Raw genomic sequence first — 26,133 nt, 5'->3', positions numbered from 1 at the left:
AAAATCTTTCCGGTATGAACCAGCGTATACAAATATCCATCCCCACACCCTGCCATGAAAACTGGGCTACCATGACGCCTACCGATAAAGGAAGGTTTTGCGCCGCCTGCCAGAAACAGGTGTTTGATTTTACAAAAGCATCAGACAGGGAGATTACCACGGCACTCCGGCAGGATAACAACCTGTGCGGCAGGTTTACTGCTACACAGCTGAACCGCGACCTTGCCATTACAAAAGAGAAAAGCAGCATGTGGGCAACAGCCTGCGCCGCTATTATAAGCTTTTTGGTATTGGGCAGTAACAAGGCAATAGCACAGGGTTCACCCATAAAAACTGAAACTTCACCTCAGAAAAAGGACACAACAAATAGCAATGTTTCTGAGAATATTCCTGCTACAGATAGTGTAGAAAAAATTGCAACAGTAAGTGGAATAATTAACGATGACTTAGATTTACCATTACCAGGGGTAACCGTTAAAAACGTATCTACAGGCCTTTGTATTCAGACTGATATTGATGGCAACTTTACAATTGAAGCCCTGCCGGGAGAGGTATTAGAGTTAACATATATCGGTTTTGAACCAAAACATATAACGTTAAACAGTAAATCATTTTATAATATTAAGCTTGAGGCTACTGTCCAGGGGATGATAGAGCCTAAACGCTCTTTCTTCGGCCGTATTTTCCACAAAATAGGTAACCTGTTCCGATAAAAAACAAACAGCCCCGCAAAAGCGGAGCCGTCCTTTTTCTACCCAAATTAAATAATAATTACTAAGGGACTTGTGTCCCTGTAACATTCTCTTTTCCTTTACTGGCATCTTTAGTACTTACTACCGTATCTTTTTCGGTAATAATAGTATCTGCCACCGGTTTAGACGACATACCTTCGGGCGGCACGGTATCGGTTACCATATCGCCGCTTTCACTGCTTTCATCAGCAGGCTTGTCTTTGCACGACTGCACGCTAAGCGCCCCAAAAATAAGCACCGTGTACATTGCTGTTGTAGCTATCTTTTTCATAAGCTTATGTTTTGGCCGCAGCCGTTTGGTACTATTTCGGTATGGTATCGGTTACGGCAGGTACCGTATCTGTAGGTGTCGTAGCAGTGTCTACAACCGCAGTGGCCGTATCTGCAGCAATGGTGTCTGTGGTTTCACCTTCACCGCTTTTATTAGATTTACAAGACATAATACCCAGGCTTCCGGCCAGTAGTATTGCAAAAACAATTTTCTTCATATCATGGTGTTTTTACGGTTTTACCCAAAGTTATAGGTATAAACCACACCCTTTAGCTAAAGAAATCATAAATTACTGATAATAAACCCTTAAAGATTAACCGTTACTCTTTAGGTTTTAGTGTATCGGCAGGCGTGGGTTCGGGGCCGTCGGGCACGGTATTGGCAGCCGGGGTAATATTCATATCGCTTGACGTGCGAAGGTTTTGCCCCGGCAATGGCTGCACGGCTTCATCGGCAGGGGTGCTTGTACCGGTAGCACAAGCATAGCCAAGTAGTAGAAATATAATAGCAACAAGCTTTTTCATGATAATTTTTATAGTAAAGTTACCATGTAAAACCATAGCATACTGTTAGCGAAGTGCCAACGAAAGCATAAAAAAGGCCACCCGTTTTGGGCAGCCTTTCGTTATAAAAATGTATTTAGTTTTGTCTATAAGTTAACCGGTTGATGTCCAACAACCGGCAACTGACAACCAACAACCGTTATGCTACAATCCTTGGGTAGAATACGGTACACATCATGCCTTCGCTTGCTTTTTCTGAGTGAGGGCAGTGCTGCGTTTGGAATTTAGAGCATTTAAGGCAGTCGGTTTCCCTGTTTAGTACCGCACGGAACTCATAAGCGCCGCAAGCCTGTGTTTCTGCTGTAACAATTTCGTGTACGTTACAAAGTTGTCCTTTTATGTGGTGGTCGCAGTTACCACAACAATTTGCCAGTTTAATATCCATAACTATTATTTTTTGAGGTTATACTTCGTATTTTAATTTCTATACAGCAAAGTTATGGAGAATATATGTTAGAGAAATTCTAAATAACTGGTTTTGAGTTATTTGAAAATAGATTGGTTATAAATAAGGATGCTAAGATGCTGATTTAGTTATTGGTTAATGGTTGTTAGTTGTTGGACAAACCGGAACACTGATGACACAGATTAAATGGATTTTCACGGATTTTTCACAGTTTTCCCCGTAGAGACGCATTGCATGCGTCTCACACTGCACACGTCTTAAATCATCCATTATACCTTCGTAGGGCGTTGCCCCATGCTAATACATGCGACCCTTTCAGGGTCGTAAGGGTTTAATAACGTCATTTTTTACGCACCTTTCTTCACGTTCATTTCTTCACGCACCGTCTTTGCGAGCGAAGTGCAACGGAGCGCGGCAATCTATTTTTTTGTAATTTGCATGTACAACCAACCAAAATGAAAACAGGATTTACATACATCATTACCAATCACACCAATACAGTTCTTTACACTGGGGTTACAAGCGATATACACCTAAGGATAAAACAACATAAAGAAAAGCGTTATTCCGATTCTTTTTCGGCACGATATAACCTGAATAAATTGGTGTATTTTGAATCTTTCCTGATGATTGAAGATGCAATTGCCCGCGAGAAACAAATTAAAGCAGGATCAAGGGCTAAGAAAATTAAACTAATTGAATCGATAAATCCTGAGTGGGAGGATTTGTTTTACAAAATAGAGGAGTTTTTGTAATGGGTTTATATAGATTGCCGCGCTCCACTGCGTTGCGCTCGCAAAGACGGACCGGATTGGACCGGAAAATGAGGTACTGTAATTACATTGTGTTTTTCACACTCCCTTTTTCACGCACTGTCTTTGCGAGGAGGTACGACGAAGCAATCTTATTATATAAGCCATAAACTATTCATCAATTTCGAAAGGAATAATTTTCAGTAAATCACTTTCACAATCTATTCCATACATAATTAATAATTTTGCTACCATGAAACCGACAACACCTCTAAGTTCCCCAATACCACTATAAAATAAAATTTGCCCACCAAAGTTTAAATTATAAGTCATTTCTTTAAAATAGAAATCATTTTTTTCTAACATATCTAAAAACTTTCGGCAACTACTACGCATAGTCCTCAAGATTATACTTAGTTCTGAATCTTTATCAACATCATATAATTGTTCAGTCAAAAATTCTCTAATTTTAAGTATAGATTGTTTACTATATTCTGGAGACTCAAGCTCATATGGATTATATAAAACTCTTCTGTCCTCCAGAAAAGTTATTACTTTATCCGCTATTTTTTGTTCAAGAATTGGTGGATTCCATGAAACTCCAAAAACAGGTATACTAAACCCTGTTATTCTATTTGCTATTTCTTTGAATGTCATATAAATAATTACAATATAGAGCTAATATACAATTTTATAGCTAAAGATAAATTACTTCCCTTTTTAACACTCCCTTACCACTGCCCTACCCTAAAAAATTGCCATAAAATCAGTACCTTTGCGTTTTGCACACATACCCAATATGCTGAATACCGACGAAACGATTGAAGTGCTTGGCGCACGCGCCCACAACCTTAAAAATATAGACGTTACCATACCCCGCGAAAAGCTTGTGGTCATCACCGGGCTATCGGGTTCCGGTAAGTCGAGCCTGGCGTTTGATACCATTTATGCCGAGGGCCAGCGCCGTTATATAGAAACTTTTTCCGCTTATGCACGTCAGTTCCTTGGCGGTCTGGAGCGCCCCGATGTCGATAAGATAGACGGCCTTAGCCCCGTAATTGCCATCGAACAAAAGACGACCACTAAAAGCCCGCGTTCTACCGTGGGTACCATTACCGAAATATACGACTTCCTCCGACTGCTTTTTGCCCGTGGTGCCGATGCTTACAGCTACGTTACCGGCGAAAAGATGGTGAGCTACAGCGACGACCAGATTAAGGAACTGATTACCGAAAAATTCGGCAATAAGCGTATCAATATACTTGCGCCTGTGGTGCGTGCCCGTAAAGGCCACTACCGCGAGCTGTTTGAGCAGGTACAGAAACAGGGCTTCCTGAAGGTGCGTGTGGATGGCGAAATAAAGGATATAGAGCCAGGCATGAAACTGGACCGTTATAAGGTGCACGACATAGAGATTGTCATAGACCGTATGGCGGTAAACGACAGTGAAGAAGCCGATAAGCGCCTTACCGAAAGCATAAAAACGGCCATGTACCACGGCGAAGATGTAATGATGGTGATAGAGCACGACAGCAACGAGGTACGCTACTACAGCCGTAACCTTATGTGCCCCACCAGCGGCATCTCCTACCCTAACCCTGAGCCGAATAACTTTTCGTTTAACTCGCCTAAGGGTGCCTGCCCGCACTGTAACGGGCTGGGTATCGTGAACGAAATCAACATTAAGAAGATTATCCCTAACCCTAAGCTAAGCATAAAGCAGGGTGGTTTTGCGCCACTGGGCGAATATAAAAACTCATGGATATTCAAGCAGCTGGAGGCAATTGGCGAAAAGTTTGAATTCAAGATAACCGACCCGATTGAAAAAATCCCTGCCGAAGCCATGGAAATGATACTGAACGGCGGCAAGGAAAAATTTACCGTAAACAGTAAAACACTCGGCGTTAACCGCGAGTACAAAATAGAATTTGAAGGCATATCGGCGTTCATAAAAAATCAGTTCAGCGAGGAGGCTTCGGCATCCATAAAGCGTTGGGCCAAGGAATTCATGGATGAAATCCCCTGCCCTGTCTGCGAAGGCACCAGGCTGAAAAAGGAATCACTTTACTTTAAGGTAAACGGCCTTAACATTGCCGAACTGAGCGCGATGGACATCAGCGACCTGTCTGCCTGGTTTGGCGAACTTCACAACCACCTTTCGGACAAGCAAAAAGTAATCGCTGCTGAAATCGTTAAGGAAATCAGCGCACGCCTTGGCTTCCTTGTAGATGTTGGCCTAAACTACCTGTCGCTTAACCGTAGCTCGGGTACATTATCGGGTGGTGAAGCACAGCGCATACGATTAGCAACCCAAATTGGTTCGCAACTTGTAGGCGTACTATATATTTTGGACGAACCAAGCATCGGGCTGCACCAGCGCGACAACGAAAAACTAATCCATTCACTGGAATCACTGCGCGACATTGGCAACTCAGTTATCGTTGTGGAGCACGACAAGGACATGATAGAACGCGCCGATTATGTAATAGACATCGGCCCGGCTGCAGGGCGTTTCGGCGGGCAGATTGTGAGCAAGGGAACACCGGAAGAGCTACTGAAGGAGCACACCCTTACCGCAGCCTACCTTAACGGTGAAAAGGAAATTTCAGTCCCAAAAGAACGCCGCGAAGGTAACGGCAAAAAAATAAAACTTACCGGCGCTACGGGCAACAACCTGAAGAATGTTTCGGTGGAGTTCCCACTGGGCAAGCTGATTTGCGTTACAGGTGTATCGGGTAGCGGCAAGAGTACGCTTATAAACGGCACCCTGTACCCTATACTAAACGCGCATTTTTTCAATGCCGTTAAAAAACCGGCACCTTATAAGAAAATTGAAGGACTGGAGCATATCGATAAAGTTATCGATATTGATCAAAGCCCAATCGGACGTACACCACGCTCTAACCCGGCTACCTATACCGACGTGTTTAGCGAAATCCGTACGCTGTTTACCCAGACACCTGAATCCATGATTCGTGGTTACAAACCGGGACGCTTCAGCTTTAACGTAAGCGGCGGCCGTTGCGAAACCTGTGAAGGCAGTGGTATGCGCGTTATAGAAATGGCCTTTTTGCCCGATGTGTATGTGGAATGCGAAACCTGCCAGGGCAAGCGCTTTAACCGCGAAACACTGGAAATCCGTTACAAAGGCAAGTCGATAAGCGATGTGTTGGATATGACGGTAGATGAAGCAGTACCGTTCTTTGAGAACATCCCGAAAATATACCGCAAGATAAAAACGATACAGGATGTGGGCCTTGGCTACATCACCCTTGGGCAGCAAAGCACTACCCTTAGTGGCGGTGAAGCACAGCGTATTAAACTGGCAACCGAACTCAGCAAGAAAGACACCGGCAACACCTTCTACATTATGGATGAGCCTACCACGGGGCTGCATTTTGAAGACATCCGTGTGCTGATGGAGGTTATCAAATCATTGGTAGACAAAGGCAATACCGTGCTTATCATAGAGCACAACATGGACGTGATTAAGCTGGCCGACTACATAATCGACATCGGCTACGAAGGCGGTAAAGGCGGCGGGCAACTGGTAGCCAAAGGCACACCGGAGGAAGTGGCAAAAGATAAAAAGAGCCATACAGCCCGTTTCCTGAAAAAAGAGTTATATTAGCCAGCTTTGAAATTTTGAGCTATCAGCTATCAGCTATCAGCTATCAGCTATCAGCATTTAGCATTTAGCTTTAAGCGACCAGCGAAACAGCCGAACTGTCAAATTAACCTGAAACCTTAAACTTGAAACCAAAAGACGAATGTCAAAAGAAAAATACAGCAGCGACGAAGAGTGGATACAGGAAGGGCTTACCCAAAAACCCTGGAATGAAATAAGGAGTAACGACTCATGGGCAATCTTCAAGATTATGTCCGAGTTTGTAAACGGCTTTGAAACCATGGCCAAGATAGGCCCGTGCGTGTCGATATTCGGCTCAGCACGTACCAAGCCCGATGATAAATACTACCTGCTTGCCGAAGAAATAGCCGAAAAGATAGCCAATGCAGGCTACGGCGTTATTACAGGCGGCGGCCCCGGCATTATGGAAGCCGGTAACAAAGGTGCCAGCCGTGGCAAAGCGCCATCGGTAGGGCTTAATATAGAATTGCCTTTTGAGCAGCACTTTAACCCGTACATCAGCCATGATTTTAACCTTAACTTTGATTACTTCTTTGTGCGCAAGGTTATGTTTGTTAAGTACAGCCAGGGGTTTGTGGGCATGCCGGGCGGTTTCGGTACGCTTGACGAATTGTTTGAAGCGGTAACCCTTATCCAGACCAAGAAGATAGCCAAGTTCCCTATCATACTGGTAGGCACTGAGTTTTGGGGCGGACTTATGGGCTGGATAGAACAGACCATCATAGACAAATTCCACAATGCAGGCCCGGACGACCTTAAACTGATAAAGCTGGTAGATACTGCCGATGAAGTACTTGAGGTAATCGATGCTTTCTACAAAAAATACAGCCTTAGTCCGAATTTTTAAGCTTTGGCGTTTAAAAAATTGTGCAGTGCTTCAATGTGCTGCACAATTTTTTTGTATATTAGGAGTTATATAGGGATAGCACCACCGGCCCTTTTTAGCGATAGGCAAAAGAAAATTTAACTAAAAAAAGGGAATTTGAACCGCATCTGCAAAGCACTTTGCTCCGTTATACTATTGGTGTGCAGCCACGTAGCTCTGGCACAGCACAAAAACAACATTTCGGCACAGTTTAACCCCGGCGAACGCACTATAGATGTAAGCCAGGAACTTACCTACGTAAACACCTCTGCCGATACGCTGAACCACATTATCCTTAACGACTGGAACAACGCCTACTCGGCCAAGACAACGCCTATGGCGAAACGTTTTACCGATGAGTTCATTAAGGCATTCCACCTCGCTAAGGAAGCCGACCGTGGCAACACTACCCTGTACAGCTTTACCGACCAGAACGGCCTCAGCCTTAGCTGGAACCGCCCGGAAGACCACCCGGACCTGGTTTTTGTACAGCTGAAAAATCCCATTTACCCAGGCAGGTCGTTTAAAATAACGTTCAGCTATCACGTAAAGCTGCCCAATGCCCGCTTTACACATTTTGGTTACGAGGGTAAAACCGGCAACTACCACCTGCGCGACTGGTACCTGGCCCCTGCCCGCTACGAGAACGGCTTTGTAACTGCCAGCAACGAAAACCTGGACGACATAGCCAATGCGGCTTCAGACTACGACTTTTCCATTACCATACCTGGTGATTATAAACTGTACTGCGACCTTGACGGTACTACAAAACAGGTTGACACCTACACCTTTACCGGAAAATCTCGTATGGGCTTTACTATTGAGGCAGAAAAAGTAAAAGTCACAGAAGTGCATAACCTCAACTCGGGGATTATATACAACAGCATAGCCGATAACCGCGTAAGCGATATAGAACGTGCCGTACTCATAGACCGCGTGGCAGCATTTACCGCTAACAGCCTTGGCAAATATCCTTACGAAAAGATACTGGTTACCCAGGCCGATTACGACCGCAGCCCTGTATACGGGCTAAACCAGCTGCCGTCGTTCCTGAGGCCGTTCCCCGATAGTTTTATCTTTGAAATAAAGTTCCTGAAAACCTATGTAAACGCCTACCTGCGCAATACCCTGAAACTGAACCCGCGCGAAGACAACTGGGTGTACAACTTCATAGAAACTTCTGTAATTATCAATTACCTGCGGGAATACCATCCGGGCGAAAAAGTTACAGGAAACCTGGGCAGCTGGAGCCTATTGCAGGGCCACCATCTGTTTAATATAAAACAGGAAGACCAATACCTGTACCTGTACCTGCTTATGGCCCGCAAAAACCTTGACCAGCCCATAGGCGACCCAAAAAGCTCATTCATAAAATTCAACGAGCAGATAGCAAATGCCTATAAGGCTGCACAGGGCTACAAATACCTTGACGACTATGTAGGCAATAATGCTGTAAACAAATCGGTAAAGGAGTTTTTCGCTCAAAACCAAAGCACAACGGCTACTAACCGCAACGATTTTGAGTTGGCTTTACGCCAGAATACTGACAAAGACATCAGTTGGTTTTTTAACCATATCATAGATTCGCGTGATGTGGTGGATTACAAAATAGGCGCCGTAAAAAAAGATAAAGATTCCGTAACCGTTACCCTGAAAAACGTAAGCGGCACACCGGTACCGGTATCATTATACGGGGTAAAGAAAAAAGCAGTGGTGTTTAAGCAATGGGTTAATGCCTTCGAAAAGGATACTACCATAACCCTGCCCCGTCGCGATGCCGAAAGGCTTGCCCTGAACTACAACAGGGAAATGCCCGAGTTTAACCCGCGCAACAACCAGCGTTCGCTTAAAGGCTTTTTCCCGAACCGCAGGCCGTACAAGTTTACCTTTTTCCTGGATTTGGAAGACCCGGATTATAACCAGATATTCTATGTACCCGCTTTTAGCTACAACCTGTACGACGGTTTTTCGCCCGGCATCCGCTTTAACAACAAGTCGTTTATAGACAAGCCTTTTGTGTTTGACGTAAGCGGGCTCTATTCGCCCAATACCGGCCAGGCCATCGGGTCGGCATCGTTTATGTACAACCAGTACATACGCGAAGGTTCGCTGTTTAATGTGCGCTATAACCTACAGGGCAACACCTACCACTACGCACCCGATGCCCGCTACTACCGCCTGATGCCGTGGATACAGCTGCGCATACGCCCCGACAACTACCGGATTAACCAAAGAGAATTTATAACCATACGCCAAGTAATGGTACAGCGGCAGGAATCGGCGTATGCCGATACGCAGGAGCAGAATGAGAACTACTCGGTATTTAACGCACGTTATAACTTTACCAAAAGCGATATAGCCCATACCAACAGCTTTGGTACCGATGTGCAGCTATCGGGTATATTCGGCAAGCTTTCGGGTGAGTACCAGTACCGGCATTTGTTTAACGACAACAGGCAGGTAAACCTGCGGGTTTTTGCGGGATTATTTATGTATCGTGATACCGCTTCAGAGTTCTTTAGTTTTGGATTGGACAGGCCCAGCGATTACCTGTTTGACTATAACTTTTATGGCCGTAGCGAAACCAGCGGATTCTTCAGCCAGCAGTACATTATGGCCGACGGCGGTTTTAAATCGATGTTTGACACCCGATATGCCAACCAGTGGATGACCACAGTAAACGGCAGTTTTAATATATGGAACTGGATAGAACTGTATGGTGATGCAGGCCTTATGAAAAACAAGTACAGCGGCACTAAGTTTTTGTATGACAGCGGTGTACGCCTTAACCTGGTTACTGATTATTTTGAGTTGTACCTGCCCGTACAGTCCAGCAACGGTTTTGAGCCTTCACAGGGCAATTATTCGCAGAAAATACGCTTTGTGGTTACCCTTAGCCCCAGCACATTGCTCAGCCTGTTTACGCGTAAATGGTTCTAAAAACAGCTTCTTAAAGCTATGCAGCATACATTCGCATAAAACACTCTTAACCATTGAAGATAATTCAATTTAAAATCCAAAAACTACTTAAAAATACACTATTAAAAATTTTAGGTAGTTTTTGTTATAAAAACGCTATTTAATTTTAACGCTTAATATTATGATTTCTCGCAGTTTTGATTAAATTTGTGTTTTGCACAAACTTCGAGATATGACCGGTACAGAAACTAAAGAGGCCCTCTCTTACACCGATTTCAGGGCCGAAGTGCTCCACGATTACAAAATTGCCGTAACCAGCCGCGAGTGCAGCCTGTTGGGCCGCCGTGAGGTGCTTACGGGCAAAGCCAAGTTCGGGATTTTTGGTGATGGTAAAGAAGTGCCACAGCTGGCTATGGCCAAGGCATTTAAGAACGGCGACTTCCGTTCGGGCTATTACCGCGACCAGACATTTATGATGGCACTGGGCGAATTTACCATAGAGCAGTTTTTTGCGGGGCTGTACGGCCACGCTTCCATAGCGCATGAGCCTACCAGCGCAGGCCGACAAATGGGCGGGCACTTTGCCACCCACAGCCTGGACGAAAACGGCAACTGGCGCAACCTTACCCAACAAAAGAACTCAAGTTCAGACATATCGCCTACAGCCGGGCAAATGCCAAGGCTGCTAGGGCTGGCACATGCCAGTAAAATATACCGTAATGTGGGCAACTACAGCGGCAGCGAAAACTTTTCAGATAAAGGTAACGAGGTAGCCTGGGGTACCATAGGTAACGCCAGTACCAGCGAAGGCCTGTTCTTTGAAACCATAAACGCCGCCGGGGTACTTCAGGTACCTATGGTTATCAGCGTTTGGGATGATGAGTACGGTATTTCGGTACACGCGCGCTACCAAACCACTAAAGAAAGCATATCTGAAGTGCTGAAAGGCTTCCAGCGTGATGAGAACACCAACGGTTACGAAATTATAAAAGTAAAAGGCTGGGATTACCCCGAACTGATGGCCGCTTACGAACGTGCCGGTGAATTGGCGCGTACACAACACGTACCGGTACTCATCCACGTATACGAACTTACACAGCCGCAAGGGCACTCTACATCGGGTTCGCATGAGCGTTATAAAACCCCTGAGCGCCTTAGCTGGGAGGCAGAATACGACTGTAACGTACAACTGCGCAAGTGGATTATAGAAAACGGTATTGCTACCGAAGAAGAACTTGCCACAATAGACAAAGAAGCCAAGGACGCCGTACTGGAAGGCCGTAAAAAAGCCTGGGCCGAATACCAGAACCCTATTAAAGACGAGCGCGACGGCCTTGTAAACCTGCTAAGGGGTATTGCTGCCAAAAGCGACAACAAAATATTTATAGAAAAGTACAGTAACGAACTTTCTAACCTTAAAGAACCACAACGTAAAGACCTGCTGGTAGCTGCCCGTAAGGCACTGCGCATGGTTATAAACGAACCCGGCAAAGACGGGCTGTCAGCATGGATAAGTAGTTATCTTGCCGAAAACCAGCCGAAGTACAGCAGCCACCTGCATTCGCAATCGGATAAAAACGTACTGGCTGCACAGGAAGTTGCCCCCGAGTATGGCGACGCCCCTGAGGCAGCTGACGGGCGTATGATAATGCGTAATAATTTTGATGCATTGTTCAGCAAATATCCTGAAGCGCTTGTTTTTGGTGAAGACTGTGGTAACATAGGCGACGTAAACCAGGGCCTTGAAGGCATGCAGGAAAAATACGGAGACTTCCGTGTGTGCGATGCCGGTATCCGTGAGGCTACCATCCTTGGGCAAGGCATCGGTATGGCAATGCGCGGCTTACGCCCCATTGCCGAAATACAGTACCTGGACTACCTGCTGTATGCATTACAAATAATGAGCGACGACCTGGCTACCCTGCACTACCGTACCTTCGGCAGGCAGAAAGCACCACTGATTATACGTACACGTGGCCACAGGCTGGAGGGTATATGGCACTCAGGTTCGCCTATGGGCATGATTATTAACGCGCTAAGGGGTATTAACGTCCTGGTGCCTCGAAACATGACCAAGGCCGCGGGGTTCTACAATACCCTTATGGAGTGCGACGAACCTGCACTGATTGTGGAATGCCTTAACGGTTACCGCCTTAAAGAAAAAATGCCGCTGAACCTTGGCGAGTTTAAAACCCCGATAGGTGTTGTGGAAACCGTAAAAGAAGGTACCGATATTACACTGGTATCGTACGGGTCTACGCTACGCCTTGTAGAGCAGGCTGCTAAAGAACTGCTGGAAGCGGGCATAGATGCCGAGGTTATAGATGTACAGTCGCTACTGCCGTTTGACATTAACCACGATATAGCCAAAAGCGTAGCCAAAACCAACAGGCTGCTGGTAATAGACGAAGACGTGCCGGGTGGTGCATCGGCCTACATACTACAGCAGATTGTGGATGTACAGGGTGCGTACACACACCTGGACAGCAAGCCCGAAACGCTTGCCGCACAACCCCACCGCCCTGCTTATGCTACTGACGGCGATTATTTCAGCAAACCATCTGTAGAAGATATCTACGAAAAAGTATACGGCATTATGCACGAAGTAATGCCTGCAAAATACCCTAAGCTTTACTAAGCTTAGGGTATTTTTTTGTATCTTCACGAAAAACGAGACCATGAACACACGAGACGAAGGCCTGCTGTCCCTTAGGCCCGTAATTGAAGGAGCCACACTACACCCACAGGCCTCTGCTGAAGAAACGTTCCAAAATAAAACCCTGCGCCCGGTATTAAAACTGCAAAATGAAGTGCTTGCCGAAGCCTTTGTTAACTATGCCGTAAAACAGAAAGGGCAGTTCTTTACCCTGAATACCGAAAAGAAGCTGCAGTACATAGAAAACGCCATACACCGCGATATAAAGTTCCGTAATGCGCTTAAGGGGATGGTTATAGGCATGTTTACCCTTGAAGAGTATAAAGAGTACATAACCAACTCATCAAACCTTAATAAACGTATGATGAACCTGCTTATAGAGCGCCTTAAAGACCAGGTGCAAATCCTTGTGCAGGCATAATAAACGGGCTGTAATGCCAGTAAATTGTGGTATTTTCAATAAGTGTAACTTTTACATCGTTTTAGTAAATTAATATTTTTTAAGATAATTCATTGTTAATTTAATAAAACATCGTAACTTTACTATGTAAAACAACAATTTGTAATGGCAACAACAACTACCTTCCGTACCGGTCTGGATGATTTGGGCGGTAACCAAGAAATGAGCCATACATCCGGTAAATTTGATTTACCCTATGATGACCCAGCAATTGTTAATCCCGCAGAACTTGCTTCATTCCCTAAAGTGGCAATGAGTACAAGTAACCGACACCCTGACCACGAAAGCCACCTGGTGAACAAACGTGTGACACCGGCCAGGGACGGAAGCAACATTGTAAAGACCTGGTAAAGACCTGGTAAATCCCGGGCTTTATTCTAACTTTTTCATCATTCCTAAAAGCATACAACTACTCAGGAGCCGAACGAAAAATGCCACCGGTCTCAGGATCTCGGACAAAAGGGAACATACACACTGATTTTTTACTATTCTCTGAAATCAGCCGGCTTTTCGCCGGCTCCTTTATTTATTTAAGTTTTAAAGAGTATCTCGCAAAGTTAGTATCGCATTAGGATAATTAATTAAGGCGCAAATGCTTTGTGTCTTATTAATCTCTTCATCTAAATTAGGATTGTCAATATTAGCTTTGCGTCTCTGCGACTTTGCGAGAAAAATATAAGAGATTATTGATGGGTCAATACACGCTGCCTTAATTGCCTTACTTCCTTTACAATATCTACATCGGTATACAGCAGGTAAGCAATAATCATACTGGCGCCAAAATCAGGCAGTGACAAAAACAGGGCGATGCCCAAATGGAAAAGTATACCTATAATAAACAGCCACTTTTTAAACAGCCTGAACCATATCAGTAGGGCAAAACCTATTTCAAAAAGCATAACTCCCCACCCCATAATTAATGCCACCCGGTGATTTGAAAACCAATCCGGTATAAGCCGCTGCTGCGCATAATACGGAAATACCCATACTCGCGCCATAAAAGATCCATCCCTCCAGAAAGGCAGTATCACTTTTCCGGCACCATTTACAAAATACACCAGGCAGAATGACACCTGCATAGCAATGAGCAAAACATTGTTAACCATTTGCCTTACAGTACCCCTTTCGGCTCCTTCCCTTATGAAAATAAGCATGAAAGTAAAATAATGGATAAGCGTATCGCCGTTATTAGATGTTATGGTTATTATCTTAAAATAGATGTAGCTAAAAGCAAATATTATAACCGACAGCCATATACGCCTTTTTGTTACGATACCCGCACAGATAACAGCACACATTAAAAGCCAGAACAAGCTGTAGTAATTGCTTATGGGTTGTACATATAATATTTTTAGGGAATATGGTACCCTGCCTTTAAATAACGTTATAAAATTGTAAAAAGCGTCAAGCTCAGGCCACAGGAACAGCATTTTTAAAGCTAATATTACATATACCAATTTCCTGAACAAGGCTACACTGCGGTCGGGAAAGCTATAATGTTCTATCAGGTACTGATACCCGTCTAAAAATGAATTAATCCACTTTTTCATGGTGTATCTTTAACAGTTAGCAATAATTTTCCCTGCTTATTTGTAGTAGTAGGCGGCGTATAAAATGAAAATTCAACAGAATCAGGCACTTTATTATTACTGTGCGATTGTATAAAATGTTTTTTGAGCAACATAAATTCCCTGCTGCCTTTAATATCTTTTTTGTGCCTTTCTGCGACATCAAAATACAGGCGCATGCTTATAACACCGTCTAACCGGCAATGTTTTAAGGCACCGTAGTTACCAGTTTTACTGTACGATTCGAAAAGCCCGTCCTGTAACTTTTCACCGGTTTGCCATTTTCCATCGGCATAATACCTGTAGAATATGGGCCTTTCCGAAAGCCCTTTTTCACTTTTAAACAATACTACTACCCCGGCTTTCCGCTTGGCATGTTTCACAGCCGCCCCTACGTACGGGATGCGTGAAAGCCCCGGCACAACAGAATACGCCAGCACTGCTACCGCAAGCACCGGGATTAATAATGCTACTATGGTTATAAAACGCTTCATCTTGCGCCAAACATACAAAAAAGGTTGAATGTGCAAAATGATATCCATAAAAAATACCGGGCAAAAACCCGGTACGTGATATTTTTTTCAGTCAAATGAAATTTATTTGGTTACGTGCTTAAAAACCAGCAACTCTTCTGTGTCTTTAAATAGTACCAGTTTGTCGTGGTCTATTTTTGCAACGTTAACATTGTTCAGGGCATCCATATACAGTTTTTCGCCATCGCCGGGGCAAAACATCTTGGTACTGATTACCTGGCTGATGTTGATACCGCCCTCATCGTTAAGGTTATACGAACCACCGTAACGGTTACAGCCGTTATTACCAGTTATCTTAAGGTCGGTGCTGAAATTAGCTACAGGCAATGCATTGGCAAAACCGGCTTCACCGGCAGCTTTTCCTTTAATGGTTTCCAGTTCCCAGTTCCCCGCAGTAAGCGCATCAAGATTGGTATCGGTTTTAGCGCTGCCGCAAGAGGATATGGTAATAGAAAACAGTGTAATGCCCAGTAAGGTAAATAGCTTTTTCATGATGTAGTTGCTTATATTATTTACTTCAAATGTAAGCAATGTTGAAAAGGCTTTCCTGTTAATTAGGATTACTTTAATACTTACAACAACCCGTTGTACTTCCTTGTAAACCATTCTATAGCCAGTGAAAACGCTACAATAACCAGCAGCCACACCCAGTCTATAAGCGGTGATTTTTTAATCACTTCTTTCTGTGTAGCCTTGTAGGTATCGTTATCCAATAATGATTTTACAAGCGCATCTGCGGTGGCAGGATAGTATACAGAGCCATTGGTGTTTTGTGCCACCTGTTTCATACGTGCCAGGTCGGGGTTTACAAACTGCTTCTCAATCTCGAAATCCAGCACTTCAAACGAACCTGCATAGCTGGTGTTAGAAGCCGCTTCCTTAACCGTAAAGCTATACTGACCTGCCCCAAGCCCATCAAGGTTTACCTTATACTCGCTACTGCCTTTCAGGAAGTCGTAGCTTTTGGCAGCCCCGGTCTTTTTATTTTTCAGCGAAAGCGTAAGGCGTGCATTTTCGTCGAACTCATAGTTTTTATTAAAATACTCCGCAGAAATAGTAATGGCCTCTCCGCTGTTGTAAAAACTTTCATGGTTTACCACAAGCGACTTACGTTTAGAATTTGTGGTAAGGAACTGCACTGTCTTATCCAAGAAAATGTCGAAACCATCAAACGTTTTGTTGGTAATATGGTACTCCATACGCCACTTCCAGATGTTTTCACCAAACAGCATAGCCGAACGCTTGGCACCATTTTCACTGAATACCATAAGCGGGCTGCCCGTAGCCACATTGCGTATGCGTGACGACAGCAGTACCGAAGCATCCTCCTTTACCGTAATGGTACCAAACGGGTGCTGTAGCGGCGGGAAGTTGGCAAAGCCGATATCCTCCTGCGAGAACAGGCCAAACTGGCTGTTGTAATCGGCAAGGTAATCTTCGCGCTGGCCACTCATCCGGAAGTTAACCAAACCCTGGTTTTGGTTCAGCAGGTTAAAATCGGTACTGTTACCGGTAATGGTAAAAGTATTAAGCCCGGCACTTTTATTCTGTTCCAAAAGCTGGCGGAACGACGCATCAGGCTGGTATAAAATCAGCAGGTTATAATCGCCCAGTGATTTCACCTCCGATGGTTTTAGTATGGTTACCTTACGCTGCTGGTTGGTTTCTATAGCGCGTTTTATAGCGCCAAGGTCCGGGTGGTTCACCGCAGCCACAAGGGCTATTTCACTGCGCTGGTCTATCACCTCAACAGCAAAATTCTTTACGTTGTTGTATTTATTCTTTTCCGCTTCCGCAGAAGTAAGCACGGCCTTGTAAGTCTGCACGCCTACTTTTTCGGCATTCAGCAATACATTTACTACCTGTGCCTTTTTATCGGGAGAGAAAGCCACCGTTTGCTTGTGCAGTGTGCTGTTGCCCTGCATAATGCTGAAGGTAGCATTTACGGCCTTATTGCCGTTGTACTGCAAGAACACCTCCGCAGGGAATTTATTCTTCAGGAATGCGTATTTGTTTACGTTTACCTGCCCTACCCTAAGGTCGGTAAAAGTAGTGGTATCGCCCAGTACTAACGGATATACTGTAGTATTGTCTTTAAAACTGTATATATAATCGTTGCCCAGCGTCTGGTTACCGTCGCTCAGCAGCACTACCGGATAGGTAGCATTGCGGTACAGCTGCTGCAGGTTTTGCGCCGCCTGGTCTATGTGCGTTTGTTTTCCTTTAAAATCAGGTACTTTACCGGTTTCAAAGGCATCGTCAAAAGTGTACAGCTGCACATCGTATTTGTCCTTCAGCTGTTTATTTCCCGATATTTTTTCTGCCAAAAGCCTTGCAATACTGTCCTGCCCCAGTTCTTTTACCGACTGCGAATTATCCAGCAGTACCGGTAGCGGGGTTTTGGCAATTTGCAGGTCTTTATGGCTTACCACGGGGTTTATGAGCAGCACAAACACGGCAAACAGCGTTACGAAACGCAAAAAGGCTAAAAAGAAAAGTGTAGCACTCTTCTTTTTAGCCCCGAAAAGGTATTGGTAAAACGATAATCCAAATGCTGCCAGTGCAGCCACAATAAGTAGTAATACCGTTGTTGCAGTCATTTAGTAATATCGCTTATTTTAAAAATTTATTGTTTATGCAGTAATCATACCGCCATCCACGTTAAGTGTTTGTCCGGTGATGTAAGCAGACATGTCGCTGGCAAGGAAAACACAGGCATTAGCCACATCTTCCGTTGTACCACCACGCTTCAGCGGAATCGCATCGGCCCAGCCCTTAACGATGTTTTCGTCAAGCTTGGCAGTCATTTCCGTTTCTATGAAGCCCGGGGCTATGGCATTGCAACGGATGTTACGCGAACCAAGCTCAAGCGCTATCGATTTTGTAAAGCCCAGCATACCGGCTTTAGAAGCGGCATAGTTGCTCTGGCCTGCGTTACCCTGCACGCCTACCACCGAACTCATGTTGATGATAGAGCCTTTACGCTGTTTCAGCATAGGGCGCTGTACGGCTTTGGTCATGTTGAAAACCGACTTAAGGTTTACCTCAATCACTTTATCAAAATCTGCTTCAGATATACGCATCAGCAGGTTGTCTTTAGTAATACCCGCATTGTTTATAAGGATGTCTACCGTACCAAATTCTGCCACTACATCATCCACAAGCTGTTGTGCCTGGTTAAAATCGGCTGCATCGCTCTGGTAGCCTTTGGCCTTAATGCCGAATGTGGCAAGCTCTGCCTCAAGTGCCTGTGCAGCCTCTACAGACGCGCTGTAGGTAAAAGCCACATTAGCGCCCTGCTGTGCAAATGACAGCGCTATACCACGGCCTATGCCACGGCTGGCGCCGGTAATGATAGCCGTTTTTCCTTCAAGTAATTTCATAAAATAATGTTTGTTTTATTTTTACAAAGCCACAAATATAATAAATGTTTTGGGGTACGCTACCCATACCGGGTTATTTGGCACAACTAATCTGCTATATTTGTAGCATAACGCAAACATCAATCCTTAAAACATGAGTACAAAAATCCTGGGCCTGCGCACCGTAGGCTATAAAGTATCCGACATTGAAGCCGCAAAGGCATGGTACACCAAAGCTTTTGAAACCGCACCGTATTTTGACGAGCCGTTTTATGTTGGCTTCAACATTGCGGGGTATGAGCTTGGCCTGATGCCCGACGAAGCCGTAACGGGCGACAATGTTGTTACCTACTGGGGTGTGGAAGATATAGAAGCGGCATACAAACGCTTTATAGACCTTGGTGCCACAGAACACGAAGCCCCTCAAAATGTAGGTGGCGATATTGTGGCGGCTTCAGTTAAAGATGCCTGGGGAAATGTCATTGGGCTGATATACAATCCTGATTTTAAGCTGCCGTAACGTGCCGGCCGATTTTACTACCGATAGCACTGTAACGGTACGCCATGCCACGCTTAACGATGCCGCTGCCCTTATAGCACTGAAAAAAGGCTACATTAACGGCACTACCTCCATACCGATATACGTGCACGAGTATACCAATACGGTAAAGCAGGAAGAGGAATGGATAGACCGTTTTTTAAAACCTGCCAACAGCGTACTTTTTGTTGCGGAATGTAACGGCGCGCTTATAGGCAACCTGGACCTCAGCGGAAGCGCCCGCCAAAAACTGGCACATACCGCCATGCTGGGCATGGGTGTGGCGTGGGACTGGCAGGGCAAAAAAGTAGGCACACTGCTTATGGAAACGGCTATGGAATGGGCTGTGCAAAACAGCCTGCTCAGCATCATCTGGCTTGAGGTGTATGCCAATAACATTGCAGGGATAAAACTCTACAAAAAATCCGGGTTTGAGGAGTGCGGGGTTATAAAGGATTTCTTCAGGGAAGGTACGCCCGTTGATAAAATAACCATGGTAAAATACCTGAGGTAACTACCTGAACCCGCCCTTAGGGCTTATTTCAAAATAATATTCTTTTTCATCTTTACCGTCTATCGCTTTCAGGCAAACTGCCAGTTTCCCGTTTACCTGAAAGCCACCACGGTCTACATAATAATTGCTAAGCTTTGCTTCGCAAAATAATTCAACCTTTCCCCTTCCCAGGGAATATACCATAAAACCTGTTGGGCAATCATCAAACATACGGAAACAATTGTTTTGCTTTACAAACAGCCATTTACCGTCAGTGCTGATTATAGGTTCGTTTGCTATCTCATATTGCTTACCGTTTGCCTTACGCACCAGGAAATACTTCTGGTCCTCCCAAAGTTCTTTCTCCACACAATAGAGGCCGCTCTTTGGCTCCAGGCCAAGTAAAACATAGCTGTAGCCTTCGGTTTCGTCTTCTGGGTTTACATACTTTTTAAATTGAATAATTTTCCCGTTATCCGCTTTTATTACAACCGAGCCGCTGCTGTCCGGGGCAATCTTTTGGAAAGGCAGCCCATGCAACTCTTCCATACGGTTCGTTTCTATTATAAAAAACGTTTCCCCTAAAGCGTGTTTAAGTTCTGTAAGGGTAATGTCATCCGGTGCTGTTTTTGGCGCTGCAGGCGCCGCTTCTTTCTTATCTGAACAGGCTAAAAATAGTAGGGTAACAACAAATAGCAGTAGTTTTTTCATGGCTGTGGTTTTCATAGGCTAAAATAGCTTTTTTCACCGTCCGAAAAAAAACATTTATTGTAAGAAAAAAGCCAATATAAGTACTCAAATATTTATAAAACGTTAAAAAATTATGCACGCATTGTAACGCTTCGGCGTTTTGTTACATTCAAAGAGGATTTCATTACAAATTTACGTTTTGATTACTAAAATTTTATTAAAGGATAGTGTTTTTTATGAATGTGAGCAGTAATTTTACGTCAAGAAAAAAATCAATCATCAATTATAAAAAACGACTGACTCATGAAAAATAATAACAACCCAATAAAAAGTGACGACATGAAACTGCTGAAATTTTTCCTTGCTGCCGTTGCCGGATTTGGGCTGGTAAAAATCTTCGGTTTCTTTACCGAGGATGAATTGGACGAAGAAAGGGAAGACATCTACGACGAAGAAGAATACCCTCTGTTTGTATAATGCCATCAGCTTAAACACCGAATATATGTAACGTATAAAGCACTCTTTTCAGGGTGCTTTTTTTGTTTGGTACATTCCCGTCACTCGTTCCATTTCGAGCGAAATGCAATGAAGCCGAGAAATCTCTACACTATCTTTGAGATGTCTCCTATCGTCGACATGGAATCCCGAATAACCATCACCATTTTTAACATTATCTTTTTAAAATACAGCAGTTTAACCCAACAAAAGGTTAAACTTTATACCGCCTTGCCCTTTTTAAGACTTCGTTAATACAGCACCTTGTTTCCATTGGGTAACTTTATGGTACAGAAGTGACAAATAATAACCATAAAAGCTAATAATCATGGAAACGCAAAGCAATTATCCGAAAAATACCCCAAGGGATTTTAACCACCATGCCGACCATGCCGGTACCAGCCCAAACAGGTACAGCAGCAAATCGATGAAACAGTTTAAAAAAGAAGTAAGAAATAAAAAATCAATAATTATGAGTAACAAGAAAGTAATAATAGGCGTTGCAGCGGGAGTTGCAGCCCTAGCAATCACAGCAATCATCCTGAAGCGTAAAGGTTACCTTGACGGAATTACCGAAAAAGCTGAGGAACTCGGCGGAAAAATTAAAGACAAATACGCCAGCCTTAAAGAAAGCGCCGGGAAAAAATTTGACGAAGCAGTACAAAAAGGTACTGAAATAGCGGATAAAATCCACTCTAAAACTGAGGCTTCTGCGAATCCCACCGCATAAGTTAAAAATAATTGGGTTAGCCCCCAACCATTTACATAAAAAGGTAATCCTTATATAAGAAAGGGTTGCCTTTTTTTATTTTGTAAATTTAAAACAAAAACTATGAAAGCTTTTATTCTAACCATTTTCGGCTTGGCCTTGCTCGTACTGCCGGGTTGCCGTACCAATAATACCACTACCGTAAAAAATATACCCGCCGCCGACATTAAGGGTAACGAAACCGCACAGGTAGCCAGCAATGCCGCGCCCCAGAAAAGCGACACCGTGCGCATAGCAAACGACTCGCTGGAATATGAGGTGATTATTATAGACCCGGGCTTTAACAACTGGCTGAATACCCGTGCCAAGCCTCGTGGCTTTTACGGGGAACCTTTTATGCGCGCCCGAAACCTGCAATGGGTTATCGAATGGAACAACCGTGTACTGCAACCGCAACGCTATGGCGATATGTACCTGATGCGTATAGATTATGATGCCCACACAAAATACGGCTATGAAGTAAATTACCTTTTGTATAATTATTTGGTCTATTTCCAAATAAATAACAACCAAACGCTCGGGGGGCTTGTACCGCGCGACTAAATACAATATATTTGCGGCGTTAGTACCACAAATGGAAAAATTTAAACAACGATGGGGATTAAAACATAACTACCAGCTGGTGGTTATTTTTATTGTATTTGCCGTTACAGGTTCTACATCGTCTTACATATCTAAACCCATACTGGCTGCCCTGGGCATTACTAAAGACACCTGGTCAGCCTGGGCATACTACCCGTTGTACATCATTATTATTTTTCCGGCTTACCAGGTATTGCTAATGTTTTTCGGGTTCATATCAGGCCAGTTTAAATTCTTCTGGGCATTTGAAAAGAAGATGCTGCGCAGCCTGGGCCTTGGCTTCATTGTGCCAAAAGACGAAGAAAAGTAGCACAACCTTACTTTCAGAAATAAAAATCAGGATAACTTCCATAAAAAAGGAACAGCTTACACCATACTAAAGGGCTAATGCTGTTCCTTTTGAATTTTATATTACGTAGCAACCGAATTAACGAATCACCATATAACCGAATCACCCTAAAAGATTACTCCTGCTTTTTAAGCTTCGATTTGTAATTCTTTTTCAGCTTATCCAGCTTTGGTGCTATAACCATGCTGCAATACGGCTGGTCCGGGTTTTGTGCATAGTAATCCTGGTGGTAGTCTTCCGCAGGATAAAATACGCTTGCTTTGGTAACTTTAGTCACAATCTTTTTCCCAAAGATGTCCTGCTCGGTAAGCAACTTTATAAAGTTTTCGGCGGCAGCCTTTTGTTCTTCAGTAGTATAAAAAATCTCACTACGGTATTGCGTACCCACATCATTCCCCTGGCGGTTAATGGTAGTAGGGTCGTGTGTGGCAAAAAACACCTCAAGCAGGTCTTCGTACGCTATCTCGGCAGGATTGTAGGTTATTTGTATCGCTTCGGCGTGGCCGGTATAGCCGCTGCACACCTCTTTGTAGGTAGGGTTTGGCACAGTACCGCCTATATAACCCGAAACCACTTTTTCCACACCTTTCAGTTCGGTAAAAAAAGCTTCGGTACACCAAAAGCAACCGCCTGCAAAAATGGCAGTTTCCGTTTTTTTGTCATCCATTGTTGTGTCTCCTTTGTTTGCTAATTTATTATCCTTTTGCTTTTCGTATTTAAAACCCTCCAGCGGGTTGCTGTTTCCCTGGCAGGAAATGCCCACAAGGGCCAGTAATATAAGCGCAGCTTTTTTCATAGTGCTCCTTTCTTGTAAAGTTACGGTTTACGCCCAAGATGAGGGCGGCGTTTAACATATAGATACATTTCTATATACGAAATATTGTGCCAAAAGGGTTTATTTTGACATAAATAGTTTGTTTCTTTGCGTGTCTATGTAACAGTTGTATAACTATTATACAACTGCTGAAAAAGAAACCAGTCTTAATATAATGATTGAAGCGAAGAACATCCACAAATATTATGATGCGCTACACGTACTAAAAGGTGTAGACCTTACCATAACCAAAGGCGAAATTGTATCTATAGTAGGTGCATCGGGTGCGGGTAAAACCACCCTGCTGCAAATACTGGGTACGCTGGATAAGCCCGATACCGAAAACGGTTCTTCGCTTATTATTAACGGACAGGATGTATTGCAACTGAAAGACAAGGCGTTGTCTAAATTCCGCAACAGGGAGCTGGGCTTTATCTTCCAGTTCCACCAGCTGCTGCCTGAATTTACTGCGCTTGAAAACGTATGCATACCCGCTTACATAGCCGGTAAACCTAAAGGCGAAACCGAAGCCGAAGCAAAAAAACTGCTGGATTACCTTGGCCTTAGCCACCGTATAGACCACAAGCCCGGAGCGCTTTCGGGTGGTGAACAGCAGCGTGTGGCCGTGGCGCGTTCGCTAATTAACAAGCCTGCCGTAATTTTTGCCGATGAACCATCGGGCAACCTGGATACCGTTTCAGCAGAAAACCTGCATAAACTATTCTTCCAGCTACGCGATGAAATGGGGCAAACCTTTGTAATTGTTACCCACAACGAGGAACTGGCAAATATGGCCGACCGCAAGTTGGTGATGAGCGACGGGAAAATCCTGATTTAAGATTAAAGATTTCAGAATTCTGATTGAGCTTCACTCTGATGTAAAATCATCAAGAACCTGTGGCCTTTTCGCTTTCCAAAGGAAAGCCTTTGTGTCCATAGAAGTATCGCTTTTAATCAATTCATGGTTTAGTGGACTTGGTGAAAAACTTTGTGACCCTCGTGGTAAAAAATATTCACTGCTCAAATATTTGGATTATTAGGTAAGGGAAATAAAAAAGGCACCTGTATCAGATGCCTCCCGTATGCCGTTTTTAATCCTTAAATCTTCACCCATTTGTAGGTTTTACCATCTATCACTTCGGTAGTGGTATCGCCGGAATCTACCTTGGCTTTAAGTGCCTGCCAGGTAAACCCAAAATCTTTCTGGAAGTGCGGGTAATCCTTAAAGCTGTTCCAGTCACCGCCCCATTCCCAGCCGAAGCTTTTAAAGTAGTCTGTAGCTTCCATCCAGTCTGATTTTTTGTCTTTGTCGTTATCAGCCTTAATGTCCCAGCTCGCACTCTCAAAAGTACCATTGCCATCCTTATCCAGGAGCAGCACTATGTCAAAGGCCAGGCCGTAATTGTGTATGGACTGCCCTCCTTTGGCATTAGTAACTTTACCAAGCCTTTTGCCATTGTTATCATACAGCTTGGTACGTCCCTGGGCATACAGGTCGTCCTGCTCCTTATTTGTCCTTAGCGTATAAGCAAAACGCAGGCGCACGCCTTTACCAAATAGTTTGTTATTTACATGGGTATACATATCCAAAACTTCCTGCCTGATTTTGGGATGTAAGAACTTAATACGCTCGATAGTAACTGAATCCATATTGCTAAATTGTTTGGTTACGTAATAAAATTAAACAATTCATGGTAAATAAATTAGCCCTGAATTAACGTTTACCAAATTAGGCAAATACTTACAGGAAAAATATAGGTAAAACCCTATTTTTAACTAACGGGAAATTGGTTACACTACGAGAGAAGTGACTGTTATACTATTTCCACCCTTCAAATACACCAAGGCCGAATAGTGCATAATCATACTTTACAGGGTCGGCCGGGTCTAAGAGCCTAAGGTTGGTATCGAGTTCGTTAAGCGCTTTTATATCGTCCTGTTTACGGGTTATCAGGCCCAGCTTACGGGCTACATTGCCACTGTGCACATCCAGCGGGCACGATAACAATGAAGGTGATATAGAATCCCAAATACCTAAATCTACACCGGCATTGTCTTTCCGTACCATCCACCGCAGGAAAAGGTGTATGCGTTTGGCAGCGCTGTTACGCAATGGGTCTGCTATGTGTTTCTGTGTGCGTTGCTGGTGTTCTATTTCAAAAAACTTCTGTTTCAGCTGGTTTATGGCGTTGTGCAGGTAACCGTCTTTCTGGTGGTTATTAAAAACAGTTTCCAAACCACCGTGTACGGTATAAATGTGCCTTAGTCCCCTTATAAAGGTCGTAAAATCAGTACCGTTAAAGGTTCGGTGTACAAAAATTTCCAGCGGTTCAAGCTGGTGTGGCTTGTGGCTCATAATAAAGTCGTACGGGCTGTTGCCCATCATATCCATCATACGGTTGCAGTTGTTGATTACCATCTTACGGTTACCCCATGCTATGGTAGCAGCCAAAAAACCGGCAATTTCTATATCTTCTTTCAGGGTAAACAGGTGTGGGATTTGCACCGGGTCCGATGCTATAAAATTACTGTTGTTGTATTCGTAGTATTTAGTATCGAGCAGGTCTTTTAAATCTAATACATCCATAATTACCATAAGCATTTTGGCAAAAGTAATTAAAACAATTAGTCAACAAGCTATTGTTTA

At 43.9% G+C, this 26,133-nt stretch carries 29 protein-coding genes; 15 read left to right on the top strand and 14 right to left on the bottom strand.

Annotation, left to right across the window (positions count from 1 at the left end; genetic code table 11):
- Nucleotides 1-14 precede the first annotated feature (14 nt).
- Nucleotides 15-713 carry a carboxypeptidase-like regulatory domain-containing protein gene (locus tag ACZIX4_RS16760; protein WP_463336797.1) on the top strand — a complete coding sequence of 233 codons (699 nt, stop codon included), beginning with the start codon at nucleotides 15-17 and terminating at the stop codon, nucleotides 711-713.
- Nucleotides 714-774: 61 nt separating this feature from the next.
- Here ACZIX4_RS16760 and ACZIX4_RS16755 read toward each other — a convergent pair whose 3' ends face one another.
- The 4 genes from ACZIX4_RS16755 to ACZIX4_RS16740 form a co-directional block, all read right to left on the bottom strand.
- Nucleotides 775-1,023, bottom strand: coding sequence for a hypothetical protein (locus ACZIX4_RS16755; RefSeq protein WP_463336796.1), 249 nt, complete (start codon nucleotides 1,021-1,023; stop codon nucleotides 775-777).
- Between the two features lie 31 nt (nucleotides 1,024-1,054).
- On the bottom strand, nucleotides 1,055-1,240 hold the full coding sequence (locus ACZIX4_RS16750) for a hypothetical protein (RefSeq protein WP_463336795.1): 186 nt from the start codon (nucleotides 1,238-1,240) through the stop codon (nucleotides 1,055-1,057).
- A gap of 103 nt (nucleotides 1,241-1,343) precedes the next feature.
- Nucleotides 1,344-1,547: a hypothetical protein gene (locus tag ACZIX4_RS16745; RefSeq protein ID WP_463336794.1), complete on the bottom strand. Its 204-nt coding sequence runs from the start codon at nucleotides 1,545-1,547 to the stop codon at nucleotides 1,344-1,346.
- Nucleotides 1,548-1,725: 178 nt separating this feature from the next.
- Complete coding sequence (locus ACZIX4_RS16740) at nucleotides 1,726-1,971, bottom strand: hypothetical protein (protein WP_463336793.1); 246 nt, start codon at nucleotides 1,969-1,971, stop codon at nucleotides 1,726-1,728.
- A gap of 476 nt (nucleotides 1,972-2,447) precedes the next feature.
- Between ACZIX4_RS16740 and ACZIX4_RS16735 the strand changes: the two genes are divergently transcribed.
- Complete coding sequence (locus ACZIX4_RS16735; RefSeq protein WP_463336792.1) at nucleotides 2,448-2,747, top strand: GIY-YIG nuclease family protein; 300 nt, start codon at nucleotides 2,448-2,450, stop codon at nucleotides 2,745-2,747.
- Between the two features lie 168 nt (nucleotides 2,748-2,915).
- On the opposite strand, the gene ACZIX4_RS16730 is transcribed toward ACZIX4_RS16735, so the two are convergent.
- The gene (locus tag ACZIX4_RS16730) at nucleotides 2,916-3,401 is read right to left on the bottom strand and encodes a DUF6650 family protein (protein ID WP_463336791.1); all 486 of its coding nucleotides are present in this window, start codon (nucleotides 3,399-3,401) and stop codon (nucleotides 2,916-2,918) included.
- 142 nt (nucleotides 3,402-3,543) lie between these two features.
- On the opposite strand from ACZIX4_RS16730, the gene uvrA reads away from it, so the two are divergent.
- The 6 genes from uvrA (at nucleotide 3,544) to ACZIX4_RS16700 (ending at nucleotide 13,644) form a co-directional block, all read left to right on the top strand.
- The gene (gene uvrA / locus ACZIX4_RS16725) at nucleotides 3,544-6,375 is read left to right on the top strand and encodes an excinuclease ABC subunit UvrA (RefSeq protein ID WP_463336790.1); all 2,832 of its coding nucleotides are present in this window, start codon (nucleotides 3,544-3,546) and stop codon (nucleotides 6,373-6,375) included.
- Between the two features lie 139 nt (nucleotides 6,376-6,514).
- Nucleotides 6,515-7,240, top strand: coding sequence for an LOG family protein (locus tag ACZIX4_RS16720; RefSeq protein ID WP_463336789.1), 726 nt, complete (start codon nucleotides 6,515-6,517; stop codon nucleotides 7,238-7,240).
- 135 nt (nucleotides 7,241-7,375) lie between these two features.
- Nucleotides 7,376-10,198 carry a gluzincin family metallopeptidase gene (locus tag ACZIX4_RS16715; protein WP_463336788.1) on the top strand — a complete coding sequence of 941 codons (2,823 nt, stop codon included), beginning with the start codon at nucleotides 7,376-7,378 and terminating at the stop codon, nucleotides 10,196-10,198.
- 211 nt (nucleotides 10,199-10,409) lie between these two features.
- Entirely contained in the window at nucleotides 10,410-12,815 is a 2,406-nt protein-coding gene (locus ACZIX4_RS16710; RefSeq protein WP_463336787.1) for an alpha-ketoacid dehydrogenase subunit alpha/beta, read from the top strand.
- A gap of 40 nt (nucleotides 12,816-12,855) precedes the next feature.
- Nucleotides 12,856-13,254 carry a glyoxalase gene (locus ACZIX4_RS16705; protein WP_463336786.1) on the top strand — a complete coding sequence of 133 codons (399 nt, stop codon included), beginning with the start codon at nucleotides 12,856-12,858 and terminating at the stop codon, nucleotides 13,252-13,254.
- A 144-nt stretch (nucleotides 13,255-13,398) separates the two neighbouring features.
- Nucleotides 13,399-13,644 carry a hypothetical protein gene (locus ACZIX4_RS16700; protein ID WP_463336785.1) on the top strand — a complete coding sequence of 82 codons (246 nt, stop codon included), beginning with the start codon at nucleotides 13,399-13,401 and terminating at the stop codon, nucleotides 13,642-13,644.
- A gap of 332 nt (nucleotides 13,645-13,976) precedes the next feature.
- Here the strand turns inward: ACZIX4_RS16700 and ACZIX4_RS16695 are convergent, their stop codons facing one another.
- From ACZIX4_RS16695 to fabG, 5 genes are all read right to left on the bottom strand, one after another.
- Nucleotides 13,977-14,843 (bottom strand): hypothetical protein, encoded by an 867-nt coding sequence (locus ACZIX4_RS16695; RefSeq protein WP_463336784.1) that lies wholly within the window; start codon nucleotides 14,841-14,843, stop codon nucleotides 13,977-13,979.
- Nucleotides 14,840-15,355, bottom strand: a complete 516-nt coding sequence (locus ACZIX4_RS16690; RefSeq protein ID WP_463336783.1) for a hypothetical protein — start codon at nucleotides 15,353-15,355, stop codon at nucleotides 14,840-14,842. Before ACZIX4_RS16690 ends, ACZIX4_RS16695 begins: the two co-directional genes overlap by 4 nt.
- 102 nt (nucleotides 15,356-15,457) lie before the next feature.
- Complete coding sequence (locus ACZIX4_RS16685; protein WP_463336782.1) at nucleotides 15,458-15,886, bottom strand: META domain-containing protein; 429 nt, start codon at nucleotides 15,884-15,886, stop codon at nucleotides 15,458-15,460.
- An 80-nt stretch (nucleotides 15,887-15,966) separates the two neighbouring features.
- On the bottom strand, nucleotides 15,967-17,994 hold the full coding sequence (locus ACZIX4_RS16680; protein WP_463336781.1) for a hypothetical protein: 2,028 nt from the start codon (nucleotides 17,992-17,994) through the stop codon (nucleotides 15,967-15,969).
- Nucleotides 17,995-18,027: 33 nt separating this feature from the next.
- Nucleotides 18,028-18,777 (bottom strand): 3-oxoacyl-[acyl-carrier-protein] reductase, encoded by a 750-nt coding sequence (gene fabG, locus ACZIX4_RS16675; protein ID WP_463336780.1) that lies wholly within the window; start codon nucleotides 18,775-18,777, stop codon nucleotides 18,028-18,030.
- Between the two features lie 133 nt (nucleotides 18,778-18,910).
- Here fabG and ACZIX4_RS16670 point away from each other — a divergent pair, with 133 nt between their 5' ends.
- Entirely contained in the window at nucleotides 18,911-19,276 is a 366-nt protein-coding gene (locus ACZIX4_RS16670) for a VOC family protein (RefSeq protein WP_463336779.1), read from the top strand.
- Between the two features lies 1 nt (nucleotide 19,277).
- Nucleotides 19,278-19,808 (top strand): N-acetyltransferase family protein, encoded by a 531-nt coding sequence (locus tag ACZIX4_RS16665; RefSeq protein WP_463336778.1) that lies wholly within the window; start codon nucleotides 19,278-19,280, stop codon nucleotides 19,806-19,808.
- Here ACZIX4_RS16665 and ACZIX4_RS16660 read toward each other — a convergent pair whose 3' ends face one another.
- Entirely contained in the window at nucleotides 19,809-20,498 is a 690-nt protein-coding gene (locus ACZIX4_RS16660) for a hypothetical protein (RefSeq protein ID WP_463336777.1), read from the bottom strand. It abuts the gene before it with no gap.
- 282 nt (nucleotides 20,499-20,780) lie between these two features.
- On the opposite strand from ACZIX4_RS16660, the gene ACZIX4_RS16655 reads away from it, so the two are divergent.
- From ACZIX4_RS16655 to ACZIX4_RS16640, 4 genes are all read left to right on the top strand, one after another.
- Nucleotides 20,781-20,954 carry a hypothetical protein gene (locus ACZIX4_RS16655; protein ID WP_463336776.1) on the top strand — a complete coding sequence of 58 codons (174 nt, stop codon included), beginning with the start codon at nucleotides 20,781-20,783 and terminating at the stop codon, nucleotides 20,952-20,954.
- Between the two features lie 346 nt (nucleotides 20,955-21,300).
- On the top strand, nucleotides 21,301-21,702 hold the full coding sequence (locus ACZIX4_RS16650) for a hypothetical protein (RefSeq protein ID WP_463336775.1): 402 nt from the start codon (nucleotides 21,301-21,303) through the stop codon (nucleotides 21,700-21,702).
- A 102-nt stretch (nucleotides 21,703-21,804) separates the two neighbouring features.
- Nucleotides 21,805-22,284, top strand: a complete 480-nt coding sequence (locus ACZIX4_RS16645; protein WP_463336774.1) for a DUF6146 family protein — start codon at nucleotides 21,805-21,807, stop codon at nucleotides 22,282-22,284.
- Nucleotides 22,285-22,315: 31 nt separating this feature from the next.
- The gene (locus tag ACZIX4_RS16640) at nucleotides 22,316-22,633 is read left to right on the top strand and encodes a DUF6787 family protein (RefSeq protein ID WP_463336773.1); all 318 of its coding nucleotides are present in this window, start codon (nucleotides 22,316-22,318) and stop codon (nucleotides 22,631-22,633) included.
- A 154-nt stretch (nucleotides 22,634-22,787) separates the two neighbouring features.
- Here the strand turns inward: ACZIX4_RS16640 and msrA are convergent, their stop codons facing one another.
- Nucleotides 22,788-23,339: a peptide-methionine (S)-S-oxide reductase MsrA gene (gene msrA, locus ACZIX4_RS16635; protein WP_463337102.1), complete on the bottom strand. Its 552-nt coding sequence runs from the start codon at nucleotides 23,337-23,339 to the stop codon at nucleotides 22,788-22,790.
- A 322-nt stretch (nucleotides 23,340-23,661) separates the two neighbouring features.
- Between msrA and ACZIX4_RS16630 the strand changes: the two genes are divergently transcribed.
- Nucleotides 23,662-24,324 (top strand): ABC transporter ATP-binding protein, encoded by a 663-nt coding sequence (locus ACZIX4_RS16630; RefSeq protein ID WP_463336772.1) that lies wholly within the window; start codon nucleotides 23,662-23,664, stop codon nucleotides 24,322-24,324.
- Between the two features lie 260 nt (nucleotides 24,325-24,584).
- Here the strand turns inward: ACZIX4_RS16630 and ACZIX4_RS16625 are convergent, their stop codons facing one another.
- Both ACZIX4_RS16625 and ACZIX4_RS16620 read right to left on the bottom strand, forming a co-directional pair.
- Nucleotides 24,585-25,136 (bottom strand): M15 family metallopeptidase, encoded by a 552-nt coding sequence (locus tag ACZIX4_RS16625; protein ID WP_463336771.1) that lies wholly within the window; start codon nucleotides 25,134-25,136, stop codon nucleotides 24,585-24,587.
- Nucleotides 25,137-25,305: 169 nt separating this feature from the next.
- Nucleotides 25,306-26,073, bottom strand: coding sequence for a TIGR02757 family protein (locus tag ACZIX4_RS16620; protein ID WP_463336770.1), 768 nt, complete (start codon nucleotides 26,071-26,073; stop codon nucleotides 25,306-25,308).
- Between the last annotated feature and the right edge of the window lie 60 nt (nucleotides 26,074-26,133).

It is taken from the genome of Flavobacterium niveum (assembly GCF_055231775.1).
This window is presented reverse-complemented; position numbering and strand designations above follow the sequence as displayed.